The organism is bacterium, assembly GCA_021372615.1.
GTDB lineage: Bacteria > Armatimonadota > Zipacnadia > Zipacnadales > UBA11051 > JAJFUB01.
In genome coordinates this window covers 46,621-62,524 of the sequence record JAJFUB010000171.1, presented here as the reverse complement: position 1 = coordinate 62,524, position 15,904 = coordinate 46,621, and the positions used below count along the sequence as shown (strand labels likewise).

The window sequence follows — 15,904 nt, the reverse complement described above, 5'->3', positions numbered from 1 at the left end:
TACTTCCCCGAGTCCGTGCGGGCGAAGCTGCGGACGCAGGGGGAGCAGTTCCGCCTGGCCCAGGCTCCCGACGGCGCCTGGCAACTGCGCCCCACCGACTACGCCGCCCACCGCATCACGTCGCTGACGGACGGCACCCAGGGCTGGACGACCACCAACCGCTTCGCGGCCCAGCCGGCGAAGCTGCGGGTCGAGGCGCTCTACGCCTGCGCGCCCTACGACTCGCCCGACGCGGTGGTGCTCTCGGACTTCAGCCGCCCCGAGGACTTTGGCGTGAAGGTGACCGCCCAGGGCGTCACCCAGCAGCTCACGACGGCCACGCAGGGCATCAGGGGCGGAGCGACCGGGGGCTGTCTGACGGCGAAGAACGCCACGGCGGCCCGGCGGGGTGCATGGACGAAGCTCGGGCAGGTGTTCACGCCGCCGCTGAACATGGCCCGCTGCGGTGCGCTGGGTGTGTGGGTGTATGGCGACGGCAAGGGCGAGTTGCTCAACTTCCAGCTTAACAACTGCCCCGAATACTACACCGCCTGGGACGATCACTATGTGGACGTCAACTTCACCGGCTGGCGCTACTTCGAGTTGCTGCTGCGCGAACGCGACGCCCAGCGTCACCAGGACTACATCTGGCCCTACGGTGGGCCTTGCGAGGTAGGCCGAACGCCGCTGCAGCGCGGCCGGGTCGGGGCCTTCAACATCTACACCAACGACCTGCCCCCCGGCGAGGCCGTCCAGTGCACCATCGGCCCGGTCAAGGCCCTGCCGGCGCTGAAGGTCCGGCTGAACAACCCCACCGTGTCTATCGGCGGCAAGCGCCTCGTCTTCCCGGTGTCCTTGGAGAGCGGGCAGTACATCGAGTACGAGGGCCCCGACGACTGCTGCGTGCGGGATGAGCGGGGGGAGATCATCACGCGGGTCACCCCGCAGGGCGACGCCCCCGTCCTGGCCGCCGGTGACAACGCGATGGCCTTCGCCTGCGACCAGCCCGAGGGCTGCCAGGCCCGTGCCCGCGTGACGGTCATCGGCCAGGGGGCGCCCCTGGCCGGCGCCGCCCCGAAGCAGGCAGTGGACTGGCAGAGGCTGCGCACCGAGTATGACGCCCCGCGCACCATCCAGGCGCTCGATGGCAAGCAGAACCAGTGGACCATGGCCCGTCGCCCCGGCGTGAAGAGCGCCGCGTTCCAGGTGGACCTGGTCGTGGAGCGCACGGCCGGGCGATCCGGTACGCCCGAGGAGGCCAAGCCGCTGGTGATCGAGGGCTGCGAGAACGCTACTGGCTTTGCCGACACGCCGGACAACAAGTACACGCAGTATGTGTACGACGGGGAGGTGCAGGGCGTGGCCGCCAAGCCCGGGGTGACAGTGAAGCTCGAGCCGGTCAGCAACCCGGTCAAGGCCGGGCAGGGCAGCCTGCGTCTGAGCGCCACCAGCACGCGGGGCGACGGGGGTGGCTGGTGCGCGCGCGGCCGGCGCTTCGCCACGCCCCTGAACCTGACCGACTACTCTGCGCTGGGCTGCTGGGTCTATGGCGATGCCGGTGGGCAATCGCTGAAGCTGCAACTGCGCGACACGGCGGGCGGCTGGCAGGACATGGTGACCCCGGTGGACTTCACCGGCTGGAAGCGGGTCGAGTTCCCCCTCGGTGGCCGGGCGACCGTCAACCTGTCACAGGTGGAGTACCTGATCGTCTTCTTCAACGGCGTACCCTCGGGTCGGACCGTGTCCTGCTGTCTGGACGAGATCCAGGCCCTCCGCGACAGCGGCAATGTGTCCCGCCCTGCCTTCACCGTCAACGGCAAGACGCTGACCTTCCCGGTCACCATGGGGACGGGCGAGCGCCTGGCGTACTCCGGCAGCGGCGAGGCGACCGTGTACGGGCGCGATGGCCTGGTGCGGCAGCGCTGCCGGCCCGAGGGCGCTGCGCCCACCCTCAAGCCCGGCTCGAACCAGGTGCGCTTCAGCTTTGACAGCAAGTCCGTCGGCGACTTCAGCCTGCGCGTGCAGGTGGTGAAGCAGTACCCGCAGTAGCGGCCTACGGCTTCCCTGCGCTGACCCGCACGTAGGCGTCGGCCTCGCGGCCGGATGCCAGCTCGGTCACATGCAGGCGCCAGACGCCCGGCGTGTCGTTCGACGCCAGGTCGAAGCTGATGTCCACCTGCCCGTCCCTCGCGCCGTAGAAGCCGCTGAACTCCGCTGGTCGCCCGGCGGGGTCGAGGAAGTCCACCCGCAGCGGCACGACCGCTGCCAGCGGCTGGCCGCGATCGTCGACTACCGCCACCCGACAGCGCGCCGCGGTCCCTCGGGCGACCGTCGCCGGGGCGGTCAGCCGCACCGCCGCGAGGGGGCGGTCCGTCACCATGTAGACCCGCCCCTCGCACGGCCCCAATGCCGCCGGGAAGCTCAGGGCGCCCTTGGCCGCCGTCGCCGTAACCGGCCGGTGCGCGACGAGGTCATACACCGCGCCACCGGGCCGCCGGAGGGTGAGTGTCGCCTCCGAGGGCAGGCCGTTCTCCATCACCAGCCCGTGCCGGCCGACGTAGTCGCCGAACTCCCGCCGATCATTGATCGCGAACAGGTAGTCTGTCGTGGCGTAGCGCCGGCATCGTGTCACCACTTCGGGGTTCGCGGAGGCCGCGTAGCGCTGGTAGTGGGCGTCCAGTTCCGCCCGCAGGGCCGCTGCCGTCTTCAGCAGCAGCGCCTTGGCCTCGTCGGCCCTGTTCGGGCGGGTGAAGCTCTGCAACTGGATGTCGGGCTTGATGGCCCCGACCAGTCGCTCGTCGGCGATGATGAGCCCGCCCCTGGCCTGGAAGGCCTTGATCCGCTGGACGACACCCTCAGTCAGCACGTCGCAGTCGGTCAGCACCAGCACCTTGTACCCGTCCAGCCCCCGCTTCATCACCGTCTCGTCGTAGATCACCTGTGGCTGCAACTGTGCGTACTGCAGGATCAGGTACGCATCGCCCTCCCAGCCGCCGTTCCAGCCGAACGTGCCGCGCTGGGCGAACATCTGGGCAGCGAAGCTCTCGAGGAAGGCGACGTCGGTGGGGCGGTCGGGCACCTGCATGAGCGCCGGCTGCAACGGCTCATAGACCGTGCGCGCCAGTCGCCGCAGCTCTTCCTGCGTGTCGGGGTTGGTGTACCGGTAGGCGTCCTTGAGGCCCGTGTCCACCAGCGACTGCCAGCCGTGGTGCTGCATGGCCTGGATGGGCCGCGACAGCTTCGTCCACACGGCCTCGCGCAGGTGCATCGGGGCGATGGTGATGAAGCGGGCGTCGGGCTGCTCGCGCTCCCAGTCGGCCACCGCAGGGCCCACCTTGCCGTCGCCGCGGGCGCCGGGCGTGTCCTTGTCAATGAACTGCGCCGTCTGCGCCGTGGCGGCCTCGCCCGGCGGCGGGGCCGTCTGCGAGCGGTACCAGATGAGCTGCACGGCGGATTGCACCTGGCCGGGGCGGTCGGTGCCCGCGGCCATGGCGAAGCACTCGTCCACATCCATCCCGACGCGGATCGGGTCGGGGTAGGAGTAGCTCCACTGGCCGATCTGGTCCACATGCCCGCCGCTGCCCCACACGCTGGCCGCCCGGACCGCCGGGGCGTAGAAGGTCATGAGGTCCTGGCGGCCGGTGGACTTGAGGCCCTGGTCCACAGCCGTGTGCAAGTCGTTCCAGCCATCGCCCTGCTTCCACAGCCACTGGTAGTACACGTAGAGGGGGTAGTTGTCCGGGATGATGTGGCTGGCGGGGAAGCCCTTGATGCTGGCATACGGTATGCCTCGCAGGTGTACCACGGGAGCGGGGAACGCCGGCATCTCAAACCCCGCGAACTGCTTGAACGCTGCCCGGTCGTGCGCGTGGAAGCACGGGCGAGAGCCGTCGCGGACCTCGCTATGCACATCCACCCACTGCAGGGCGGGGAAAGCGCCGTACGTCTGGGCCACGGAGGCGCCGACATTGGCGCAGTACTGCTTGATCTCCGGGAACAGGCCGCAGACATCGGTGGGCTTGGGATAGGGCTGGCCCTGCTCATTCACACGCTGGAACTCCGGCTTGCACTGCGCCCAGCGGCCCGGGTACAGGTAGCCCAGGATGCCCAGCCCCGCCGCCAGGGCGTCGTCCAGCGCAGCCTTCGTGCTGGCCACCGCCTGTGGGGCGGAGGCCTCGGTGGGCTTGCCGGCATCCCAGATCTTCCCGTAGTCCGCGTTCAGCCCCATGAAGTGGGTGAAGCCCAGGTCCTTCAGCCGCGCGAAGTCCTTGACGGAGGCCCCGCCCCACATCATCACCGAGAAGCGTTGGGGCAGCGGCCGGGGCACGATGGTCACGCGGAAGCGCTCTTCGTCGGTCGCGCCGCCGGGGATCGTCACGCGCGCGCTGACCTCATAGGCCTGCGGGCGCACGCTGGTGTCCAGCGGCGTCTCCACCACGTGGCTTGCGCCGGGCGCGAGATCGGGCACAGGCAGCTTCGCCGCTTCCCTCCCCGCCACCGAGAAGACGACCTCCGCCCCCGCCAGGGCCGTCCGCTGCAGGTTCGTCACCGAGAACCGCAGCGTCGCCCGCTCCATGCGCACGAAGGCCCGGCGGTCCGACACGCAGGCCATGGCGACCGGGCCGAAGGTCATGACACCGTTGCACAGCCGGACCTGATCCAGCACGCCAGGGAAGCCACGGTACAGGCTCCCGCCCCGGTCGCCGAGGGCGAGCGGCAGCTTGCCGGGGCAGAGGGCCGAGCGTCCGGCCTCCGTGCGCCCGCCGAGGCACACGCCGTCGTGGTAGAAGCGCGCGGTGCCCTCGCCGTCGTAGGTGAAGGCCACGTGGTGCCAGACGCCGGGCTCATAGCGGGCGGGATCGGACGTGAAGCTCACCACCGCGTCGCCGAAGCCCAGGTTGGCCCGGAGCATCTTGAGGGGGTCCTTCTCCGTCCCGGTCAGGACCAGTTGGTAGTCGGTCTTGTCCCCGTACATCTTGTCGAGCAGGAAGGCCGTCGCGTAGCCCTCCAGTTCGGGTTTGGGGCATAGCCATAGCTCGATGGTGAAGGCCCCCGTGGGCGACAGGGCGCGGTCGTTGGCGGCTATGGCGCAGTGGGCCTCGTCCTTGTCGGGCCAGCCGCGGAAGCTCTGCAGCCCCCCGCCGAAGCGCCCCTCGGCGTTCAGCCGCGCGCCTCGCAGCGTCAAGTCATGGCCCTTGCCGGAAGCGTCCTTCAGCTCCGTCCCCCGCTCAAACTGCCACAGGGCGATGACATGGGGGCCGGTGGCGTCCTCGCCCTGGTAGGCATGGCGCCAGTCCTCGACCAGTCGCGGCGCGGGCGCCTGGGCCAGCGCGAGGGTGCAGACGAGGAGGGACAGAGGCACGAGAGATCGCATGATATCACCCCGATGAGGGAGGTTGGCGACGCTTGTTGGTGGTGGGGTCAGCCCCCTGCGGCCCGGCTGACGCCGGCCCTGCGGGGACAGACCCCAACGTTCCGGGGACACACCCCTGCGGTCGGGCTGGCCCCGTAGTCAGTCTGCTGCCTACTTCACCCGACCCACCTGCGGCAGGCTCAGGCTGAAGGTGAGTCGCTCGCCCGTGCGGCCGAAGTACCCGCCCCACCCCACGCGCACCTCGCGGATCGCCCCCAGGTCCAGCTTGCCGTCCGGGTCCTTCGACCAGCCGGCCGCCCGGAAGGCGCTGAGGGGCACGAACATCTCATGCCGCCCGGCGACCCCCAGGAAGCACCCGGTGTTCGCCATGTAGTCGCCCCCATCCTCGTCCTGGAGGATGACCAGCAGTTCGGCCGTCGTACGCTGTCCTGCCGGGGCCCATGCCTCCAGGGCCAGGCACACCGCGCCGCTCATGTCCACTGCCTGCGGGTACTGGAAGCAGGCGAACAGGTGCGTATCCACGCCGCCCTCGGCGAGCGTCCCCGCGATCTCCCAGGCCGGGCTGTCCGGACCGCTGTGGGCTGCGTCCTGGGTCTGCTGTTGCTGCACCTTCGGGTTGCCGGCGAGCACAGGCACGACGGCCGGCAGGCGGGTGAAGTTCAGGCCGGGCAGGGCCTCACCTGTCGGTCGGTTACGCCGGGGGAGGCGGGCCTGCGGGAAGCGCAGCAGCGTCGCGCCATAGGGCTGCAGGCTCAGCGACAGCTTCGGCGCGGCCGGGGTCATCTGGCCGGTCACCGGGTCCCATTGCTCGCCGTCGCCGGTGGCGCAGACCGACACCTCGCCCGTCCACGACGCCGGGCTGTCATTGATGACGAAGTACACCTCCCGGCCGTCCAGGCGCCGGTGTGTAGCGCGGATCGGGCTGCCGGGGGCGGTCTGCACATCAGGCTCCAGCAGCCCCCCAAGCGCCAGCGACAGCAGCGCCTCGGAGCCGGGTGGCAGGTACACGCCCGCACCGCCGGCGGCATTCGTGACCACGCCGGGGCCCGTGGGCTGCCCGAACATCTCGCGGGCCAGCGCCTGCACCGCCGCTGACGGGAACTCGCTCTCGCTGTTGGTGGGCAGCGCCCCGAGGGCGACGACCGCTCCGCCCTGCCGCCAGAAGCGGGCGAGGTTCTCCCACGCCGCCATGGGCAGCGTGTCCACCCTGGGCAGCACCACCAGACGCCACTGCAGCGCCCCGTGTGTGAGCACGCCATCCCGTACCTGCGCGTCCGCCAGGGCCTGGCTGTCCACATACGTGAAGTCGCGGCCATCGGCATACAGGGCGCGAGAGGCGGCGAAGTACGCCTGCTCCACCTGTCGCGCGCCGCCGGCGTCCGTGGCCCACAGGTGCGAGGGGACCGTATGCCGCCACAGCGTCTCCGACGGGTACAGGACCGCCACGTCGGTGACCTGGTGGCCGCCGGTCAGCATCGTGCAGCAGCGGCCGATGTGCTCGTTCAGCCGCCGCAGTTGGGCGGAGGTCAGCCCGACGAACCTGTAGTAGCTGGTGATGACATTCACGCCGCCATAGATCAGGCGGTTGCAGGTCCCCCGGATCTGCTCCTCGGACACCACCACCGCCGGCCGGGTATCGCCGGCGGGCCGGTACTGCTGAGCATGGTCGGAGGTCTCGCACATGACGACCGTCTTGCCGGTCAGGTCGCCGGCGCTGGCCAGCAGGCGGGCGACATGCCACGGCACCTGTTCGGGCACGCTGGTCAGGCAATCCAGGCTCGGGGCGTCCAGCCGCCGGATGCAGCGGAAGAAGTCGCCATACAAACCGGGGTGGGCCGCGACCGACTCTTCGGCCAGCAGGTGCCCGCCCGACAGCACACCATGCCGATGGCACCACTCCTGTATCTGGCCGAAGAAGCTCTCCGACACCAATTCGCCCACGGTCTGCCAGTAGTCGTAGCGGGCCTTCAGCCCCCGCGAGCCGCAGTCGGCCACCAGCCCCGGGAGGAACGGGGCGAGTTCATAGCCCCGGCGCTTCGCGAACTCGGTCGGCAGGTTCGGCGACCACGGCAGCGGCCGGTAGGGCATCTTGCGCAGGAAGACGCTCATCAGTGACGGCTCATCGGTGAAGGTCGAGATGAACGTCTGCCCCAGGTCCTGGCCCAGACGGGCGGCGTACTGGTCGTGCGTGACCTGCAGGAAGCGCGCGGTCGGCTCGGGCATCAGCAGGTTGATGTAGGGGATCTTCTCATTGAGGCTCATCTGGGCGTGGGTGCCCTCGTACAGGCGGCCCTCAGTCAGGGCGAGGACGTGCCAGTCGCCCGCCGGAGCCTGCCAGGACAGCTTGCCCTCGGCGACGCTTCCGCCCAGGTCAACAGCGTGCGCCAGGTCCAGTTGCCCCTCGCGCACCGGGTAAGCCGCGGCGCTGACGAAGCGGCCGGGCGGGAGGTCGAGCTTCACCTCCCCCGCACCGGTCTCCACCTCCGCCACGAACAGCCCACGCGCTTCCCAGTCCGGGTGCAGCGCCGGCGGCGGGGGCAGGGCCGTCCGGTCCCGCCACTGCGGCACCGGCTTGCCCTCCATCGTGATCCCCCCGGCGGCGCCGGAGGGGTAGGCGCGCTCGTCATAGAGCCACAGCGCCATCCCGGCCTGCTTCGCCTGGGCGACCCCCCGCAAGAAGGCAGTCCACTTGTCCTCGCTGGACGGGTAGTCGGTGAAGGACACGTTGCTGACCACCCCGCCGAAGCCCTGGGATAGGAGCGTCTCGATGAGATCGTCCTGGGCGGGCAGATGGTCGGGCCAGTTGTGGATGATCTTGATGATCCGCGCACACGCCGGGGGATCGGCGAAACGCTCGGCGAGGGGGCGGTCGGGCTGGGGGTGTTTGGGCATGGTGCTCAGCGCCTTGGGAGGGAGTAGCGACAGGCTGGGGCCGGGGATGCCGCCCGGTCCGCCGCCGTCGAGCACGCGGACGGCGATCACGTTCTCCGCGCCGGCCCGCACCAGCGCCGCGGGCACGACGTAGCGTCGCATGGCCTGCACGGACCGGACGGTCAGCGGGGGGGCGCCGGGCCGACGGTCGGGCGTGGCCCCCACGAGTTGCCCATTGACGAACGTGCGGTCCTCGTCATCCACGCTGCCCAGCCGCAGCAGCAGGTCCTGCCCGGCCCAGGCGGCGGGGATCAGCACATGCAGCCGGTACCACGCCACCCCGTCATAGTCCGAGTACGTCATGCCGTTCCGGGGATGCGGGACTTCGCCGGGGCGCGGGTCGGTGATCCCCTGCGCCTCCCAGCCGCCGGGGGCACGGATCGTCCGCCAGTCCGCGTCAGCGAAGGCGAGGGCCTGCCAGCCCTCCTGCTCCCCGACGTCGGAGGGGTCGGTGTGGAAGAGCCACAGACCCTCCAGATTGCCGGGCTCCACGGCGAGCGCCAGGGGTGCCGCGCAGACCGGCAGGACAGCCATGGCCAGGAGCACAGGAGCCGGGAAGAGGCGTGTCATCGGCGAGAACCTCGGGTGATGCTGGCTGGCCCCCACTTCGCCGCAGCGGCGGCGATTCCTGTCCGTCCCGCCGTACGGGGCAGGAGGCGGCGACAGCCCCAACGGTGAACTCCGTGCAACGAAGCTGCTGTGAGCCGCCAGTCCCGACGACGGAGTCACTGCACCATGCCTCGGTTCGCCTGCCTCGCCCTGCTGTCGCTGACCCTCCTGCCCGCTGCCGTCTGCCTCGCCGCCCCGCAGGTGGCTGTGCCGATGTGCACCGCCCCGCCGGTCATGGATGGCGCGCTGTCCCCCGGCGAATGGGACGCCGCCTGCGGCCCCGGCGGGTTCACTCTCCCCGACGGCATGGCAGCCCCCGTCCAGGCCGAGATGTTCCTGACCTACGACGCCAACGCCCTGTACATTGCGGCGCGGCTGCCGATGCCACAGGGCCGGCGACCCCGGACGGCCGTGACCGAGCGCGACGGCGCCGTGTGGACCGACGACGCCTTTGAGATCTTCCTCGACCCGACCGGGAAGCGCGGCTCGTACTTCCAGCTCATCGTGACTGCCGCCGGCGTGCAGTACGACGCCATCAGGATGGACGCGGGCTTCAATGCCGCCTGGACCGCCCGGACTCGCATCGCCGCTGACGGCTGGACGCTGGAAGTGGCCGTACCGTTCGCGGCGCTGAAGGCTGACCTGCCGACGGACGGGCAGTCCTGGGCCGCCAACTTCGCCTGGGACTGCACCGCGCCCGGGCAGCGTGGCGGCAGTTGGTCGCCGATGCCCTCGGGCTTGCACCAGCCGGCGGGCTTCGGCACGCTCGTCTTCTCCCGCCAGGCGGCGCCGGTCGTGCTGCGGGGGCCGAAGGTGCTGAGCACGGCCCTGGAACTGCGCGGGCAATGGGGCCCTTCTGCTGCTCCCCTGCAGGCCGAGGCGACGCTGACCGCGATCCAGGGCGGGAAGACTGTGCCGGCGGGGACGGTGCGCGCCACCGGGGGGACGCAGCGCGAGCCGTTGCTGCTCACCGTGCCCCTCCCGCAGACACAGGGGCTGCCCACGGCTGGCGACTACCGCGTGACGGCGCAGGTCAGGGCCGGGGCGCAGGTGTTGTGGTCGGCGACGGCCGCGGCGACGGTCAAGCCGCCTCTGACCGTCGAGGTCGAGAAGTACTGGCTGAGCGGGAAGGTGGTTGCGCGGCTGTCCGGGCCGACGCTGAGCGCCGCGCCCGAGCAACTGACCGCCCAGGCCAAGCTCGTCAGTGCCGCCGGGCAGGCGGCCGGGGAGGCGACGGGGCAACTCTCGGCCGAGGGTGAAGCCAGCCTCACGCTGCCGGTGGCCGCGCTCGCCCCCGGCAAGTACGACCTGCAAGTGGTGGTGTCGGGCCCGGGGCGCGCTGAGCCCTACGCCGTGACTGTGGCCCTGGAGAAGCCCGAGAAGCCGGTATGGCTGGGCAGCCGGGCGGGGATCAGCGACGAGGTGCTGCCGCCGTGGACGCCGGTGCGGGCTACGGGGCAGCAAGTGGCGTGCTGGGGCCGCACGTACAAGTGGGGGGCGCTCCCCTTCCCCGCGTCGGCGCTGACGCGGCAGACGGAGGTGCTCTCCGGGCCGATCGCCCTGGTCGGCAGCGTGGGGGGCAAGCGGCTCGTGTGGAGCGGGGCGGGCTGCAAGGTGATGTCGGCCCGGCCGTCTATGGCGAAGCTCGCTGGGCGGGCGCAGGCGGGTAGCCTCACCTGCGACGGCACCGTGGTGGTCGAGTATGACGGCATGATCCGGTCGGACTTCAGGCTGACCCCCACCGGGCAGGCGTCCGTGGACAGCCTCGCCCTGGAGATCCCGCTGAAGGCGGAGTATGCCCGGTATCTGTACTGCTGGCCGGGGCGCTGGGGGAAGTCGAGCAACGCCGGGGCGCTGCCTGCCGAGGGCTACCGGGGGCCCTTCAAGCCGTTCTTCTGGCTGGGGGACGAGGCGCGCGGGTTGTGCTGGTTCTCCGAGTCGGACCGCAACTTCTTCAACGCCCGCGAGGAAGAGGTCATTGACATCCGCCGGGAGGGGCAGAGCGTCATCTTCCGGGTGAACCTCATCACGCAGCCGCAGACGCTGACCAAGCCCCTCGACTACACCTTCGGCTTGCAGGCGACCCCGGTGAAGGCGGCCCGACCCAGTGTCTGGGACCAGCGCGCCGGCGGCGGGGGGAACTACGGTATCGAGAGCCTGCCATTCTTCGCACCCACGGTGCTCACGTACCCCCTGCAGGGCAACCTGGAGTTGAAGCAGGGAACGTTCGAATGCTGGGTGCGGCCGCACTTCGATCCCTTCCCCCCGCGGGACCCCAGGGGAGCGAACGGCGCCCTGAATCGCAACTGCGTGGACTTCAGCTTCAGCAACGACGTGCATGTCGGCTACTACTGGAACATTGAGGACCGCAGCCTGCGGCTGTACTTCCGGCAGGGGCGCAGCCACCCGGTGCTGCTCGCCACGCGCGCACAGTGGAAGGTCGGTGAATGGCACCACATCGCCTTCACATGGGGAAGCGCCGCCCGGGCGTATCTCGACGGGAAGCTGGCGGGCGAACAGGTCTTCCAGGGCCTGCCGGCGGGGGAGCTGTCGCAGGCGACGATCACGCTCGGCCAGCCCCTCAGCGGCTTCGACTTCGACGAGGTGCGCGTCTCCTCGACCCCTCACACCACCTTCGATCTGACGCAACCCCTGCAGGCCGAGGCCGACACGCTGCTGCTGGACCACCTGGATGAGGCCTTCACCCCCAACGGGCGGCTGGCGACCCGACCGGTCAAGGGCGCAGGCGGCGTGGTGACCGACGGCGTCTTCGGGGAGGGCAAGTTCGGCCGGGCCCTGCTCATCCCGGGCACGGATCGCCCGACCACGTACCTCGACCACCTCCAGGGCCTGGGGGTGCGGACGCTCAAGTTCCACGAGCACTGGGCGATGGCCGAGAACCACCCCGTCGCCAAGCGGCCCGAGGAGCTGCACAAGCTCGTGGCGGGCTGCCACGCGCACAACCTGCAACTGCTGCTGTACTACGGCTACCTCATCAGCGACCGCGCGCCCGAGTACGACGCCTACCACGCCGACTGCATCGTGACCCCGGAGAGCCGCGAGAACTACTACGGTGAGTGGGTCTCCATCGTCTGCTACAACAGCGCCTGGCAGGACTTCATCTGCGACGGCCTGGACCGGCAGATGACCGAGTACGGCAACGACGGCGTCTACCTGGACGGCACCTCCGAGCCCTGGGGCTGCACCAACGCCGCCCACGGCTGCGGCTATGTCAGACCCGACGGGAGTGTCGGCAAGACCTACCCGGTCTTCGCGGTGCGCAACCTGATGAAGCGCATCCACACGATCGTGAAGCGGCACAACCCGCAGGGGCAGGTGGATGTGCACCAGTCCTCGTGCATGACCATCCCCACGCTGGCCTTCGCCACCAGCTACCTCGACGGCGAGCAGTTCCAGGGCCACCAACGCGGGCCGTTCGCGCTCGACATCCTGCCGCTGGATGCCTTCCGGTGTGAGTTCATGGGCCACCAGTGGGGCGTCCCGGCCGACTTCCTCGTCGCCACCACCGCCTACACGCGCGACGAGGCGATGGCCTTCAGCCTGCTGCACGATGTGCCGGTGCGCGGCTACACCGATGCTCTCGCCCCGCTCTGGCGCACTTTCGACCAGTTCGGGCGGGGCCAGGCTGACTGTGCCTGGCTGCCGTACTGGCGAAGCGAGCGCTTCGTGCGCACCAGTGGCCCGGACATCAAGGTCAGCCTCTACAACCGCCCCGGCCGGGGCTTCATCGCGGTCATCGCCAACGTCGGCCGCGCCGAGCAGGCCGCCGAGGTGACGTTCGACCTGGCCGCGCTGCGGCAGAAGGGCGCCCTGACGGCGCGCGATGTCCTGGGCGAGGCCAACCTGACGTTGCAGAACGGGCTGCTGGCCGCCCCGCTCAAGTCGCTGGGGTACATCGTGGTATGGGTCCGGGGGAAGTAGCGGCTGCGCTGCGCACGGTAGTGAGCCTTGGGTAAGCAGCCACATGCTGAGGCGTGGGTGCCGCACACCTGACGGCTCCCTCACCCCCGGCCCCTCTCCCAGGGGGAGAGGGGGGAGAGGCCTTCGGCCGGAGTCGTTCACCCCTCTCCCCCTGGGAGAGGGGCCGGGGGTGAGGGCCACCGGTGCATATCCGGTGCACCGTGAGCCACGACGCGGCACCCACGGCCTGTCTTCGTATTGCTGTAGACCTCATTGGTTAGGGGAGCATCAGGTAACATGACACCCATGGCAAGCCACACCCTCGCCTCCGCCGGTTGTCTGGCCGCGCTTTGCGGCGTGCTGCTGATGGCGCTGGCAGCGGCGCCCGCCCACGGCGCCGGGCAGGCAGTGGGCCTCAAGCACCCCGTGCTCAAGCACGACCTGGACCCGGCGCGGGCAGCCGAGTACGAGCGGGCCGTCGCGCGGGTCATGGCGATGAGCGAGGAGGAGATGCTCGCCTTCGTGCCCGACCGGCCCTTCTGCCGGTTCTGCTACTGCCCCCACTGCCACGCCGGCTACCCGGGCGACACCTTCACCTGGACGGTGGAGCGGCCGAACGAGCTGCAGTGCAAGCAGTGTGGCACGACGTACCCGAACGCGGCCTATCCCGATGACCAGGTGATGGCCGGGCCCAATGTGCTGGGCGAGAGCTTCAGCTACCCGTTCCAGGTGGACAAGCAGACCGGCATCCGCATCTTCCTGCCCGCGCACCTGCTGATGCACCGGCGCAACTGGATCGTGGGCCAGTGCCGGGCGCTCGGGATGGCCTACCAGGCAACCCAGAAGCCTGCCTACGCCTATCGGGCTGCCCTGATCCTCGACCGCATCGCCCAGGTCTACCCGCACTACCCGGTCATGGATCAGTGGATCACCACCTTCTACATCCGGAAGTCCCAGCAGCCCCCGTACCCCTCCGCGGGCGGCAAGTGGGGCCGGTGGGCGGAGGATGAGCTGCCCGGGGGTGTGCCCGAGGCCTATGACCTCGTCTACGACAGCCCCGAGTTCGACCGGCTCTCCGGGCAGCGCGGCTACGACGCGCGCGCGCGCTTCGAGAAGGACTTCCTGAAGGCGTGCTTCGCCTACGAGGACACCTTCGGCCCCGAGATCAACGCCGGGAACATCGCGCCCTCCTCGCTCATGACCGCCGTGGCGATGGGCAAAGTCATCAACGAGCCCCACTACGTCCACTGGGCGTACAACTGGCTCAAGGAGATCCTGTACGGCGGTTGCTTCTATGACGGCATGTGGAAGGAAGCCCCCTCGTACCACTACCAGACGATCAGTCGCGTCAATGCCGACTTCGTGGCGCTGACCGGCTACAGCGACCCGCCGGGCTTCGTGGACCCGGCCGATGGCAAGCACTTCGAGAACCTCGACCCGCTGAACGAAGCCCCCTTCATCGCCACGGCCCTGCACGCGCCGGAGGTGCTGGACCTCCCCAACGGCTGCTCGACGCCCGTACACGACACCTGGCCCGGGGAACGCCGCTCGCGGCCCCGGCAACAGACCGTCTCCAGCATCTGCCCCGGCTACGGGCACGCCTCGCTGGGGCGTGGCGAGGGGGCGGACCAGATGCAGGCGCAACTGCACTTCTCGGGCGCGTATGGCCATTCCCACCTGGATAGCCTCAACCTGTCGCTGTGGGCCAGGGAGCGGGAGATGCTCCCGGACCTGGGCTACAACCACACGCGGGCCCGGTGCTGGAACTCCTGCACCATCAGCCACAATCTCGTCGCCATTGACCGGCAGAGCCAGAACAGCGCGAAGTCGGATGGCGACCTGCTGTGGTTCTTCCCCGACACCGCGGGCGTCTCGGCCGTCGAGGCCGACGGCCGCCGGGCCTATGCGGCGGTGAAGGACCTACAGGCCTACCGGCGGCTACTGGTCATGGTGCCCGTCTCCGCCCGTGACGCCTACGTGGTGGACCTGTTCCGGGTCAGGGGCGGCCGCACGCATGACTGGCTGCTGCACGGTGACGCCGACACCGACACCACAGCCGCCTGCAGCCTGCCGCTCAAGCCCCGGGAAGGCAGCCTGCTCGAACCCGGTGAGACCTGGCAGGAGCCGCGCGACGAGCAATCGCAGTACAACCCGTACGGTCTGATCCGCGAGGTGGGGGAGGGGCAAGCTGCCACCCCGTGCGATGTGACCTTCACCTACCCCGAGCCCCCCGGGCGCGGCGTACGCGCCCACGTCGTCGGTGGCGTTCCCGCGCAGGTATACCTGGGGCGCAGCCCGTCCGTCCGGCGCAGCAAGAGCGACTCCGCCCAGTCCTTCGCGTTCTGGATGCCGCAGTTGGTCGTCCGCCGTCAAGCCGGGGACACACTCACCAGCCTCTTCGCCGTCGTGGAAGAGCCCTATGCCGGCAAGCCCTTCCTCGGCAGCGTGCAGCCCCTGGCGCTGGCTCCGGCGGACGACTTCGCGACCGCGCTGCAGGTGACGCATGGGGACTGTGTGGACACCATCATCAGCACCTCGGACGAGGCCCCGTACCCCGAGCGGGTCACGGCGACCGGTGTGCGGTTGCGGGGACGGCTGGGGATCGTGCGCCGACAGGCCGGGAAGGTGATCGGCGCCTGGCTCCTCGAGGGCGAGTCACTGGCCGGCGAGGGCTTCGGTGTCACCTGCCAGACGGCGGCGTACAGCGGGGCGATCGAGGCGGCGCCGCGCCGGGCCGCGGGGCAAGGGGTGAATGGCTTCGTGACGGCGGCGACGCTGCCCGTGGGCGACACCCTCAAAGGCGGCTGGATGATCGTGACCCATCCGGGAGGCTACACCCACGGGTACGAGATCGCCGAGGTGAGGCGACAGGGCGACAAGAGCCTGATCGTGCTCGCGCGCGACCATGGTCTGACGCTGGTCGGCGACCAGACGAAGGAGGTCTTCTTCCCCCGCCGGACCTTCACCGGCCGCAACACCTTCCGCATCAGCACCGCCGCCGGTGTGAACCATGCCGAAGGCGCGGTGTGGCAGATGAAGCTCGGCTGCCCGGTGCAGATCGAGTTGCCACGGTAGCGTCCCTGCCCTGAG

5 protein-coding genes are annotated in these 15,904 nt (G+C 70.2%); 3 read left to right on the top strand and 2 right to left on the bottom strand.

The features are described 5' to 3' along the window. Positions 1 to 2,028, top strand: a 2,028-nt coding sequence (locus LLH23_24060) for a hypothetical protein (protein MCE5241551.1), incomplete at its 5' end; no start/stop codon positions are given. A 4-nt stretch (positions 2,029 to 2,032) separates the two neighbouring features. Here LLH23_24060 and LLH23_24055 read toward each other — a convergent pair. Further along, entirely contained in the window at positions 2,033 to 5,353 is a 3,321-nt protein-coding gene (locus LLH23_24055) for a hypothetical protein (protein MCE5241550.1), read from the bottom strand. Positions 5,354 to 5,503: 150 nt separating this feature from the next. Continuing rightward, a complete protein-coding gene (locus tag LLH23_24050) occupies positions 5,504 to 8,854 on the bottom strand; it encodes a hypothetical protein (protein MCE5241549.1) in 3,351 nt (1,116 codons plus the stop codon). Between the two features lie 165 nt (positions 8,855 to 9,019). Here LLH23_24050 and LLH23_24045 point away from each other — a divergent pair, with 165 nt between their 5' ends. Both LLH23_24045 and LLH23_24040 read left to right on the top strand, forming a co-directional pair. After that, positions 9,020 to 12,835 (top strand): DUF6067 family protein, encoded by a 3,816-nt coding sequence (locus LLH23_24045; protein ID MCE5241548.1) that lies wholly within the window; start codon positions 9,020 to 9,022, stop codon positions 12,833 to 12,835. A 276-nt stretch (positions 12,836 to 13,111) separates the two neighbouring features. Next, positions 13,112 to 15,889 carry a heparinase II/III-family protein gene (locus tag LLH23_24040; GenBank protein ID MCE5241547.1) on the top strand — a complete coding sequence of 926 codons (2,778 nt, stop codon included), beginning with the start codon at positions 13,112 to 13,114 and terminating at the stop codon, positions 15,887 to 15,889. Positions 15,890 to 15,904 lie beyond the last annotated feature (15 nt).

What these genes read in the sequence shown, in the direction of transcription:
- LLH23_24040 (MCE5241547.1), top strand. Translation starts at nt 13,112, where the DNA reads ATGACACCCATGGCAAGCCACACCCTCGCCTCCGCCGGTTGTCTGGCC.
- LLH23_24055 (MCE5241550.1), bottom strand. Translation starts at nt 5,353, where the DNA reads ATGCGATCTCTCGTGCCTCTGTCCCTCCTCGTCTGCACCCTCGCGCTG.
- LLH23_24045 (MCE5241548.1), top strand. Translation starts at nt 9,020, where the DNA reads ATGCCTCGGTTCGCCTGCCTCGCCCTGCTGTCGCTGACCCTCCTGCCC.
- LLH23_24050 (MCE5241549.1), bottom strand. Translation starts at nt 8,854, where the DNA reads ATGACACGCCTCTTCCCGGCTCCTGTGCTCCTGGCCATGGCTGTCCTG.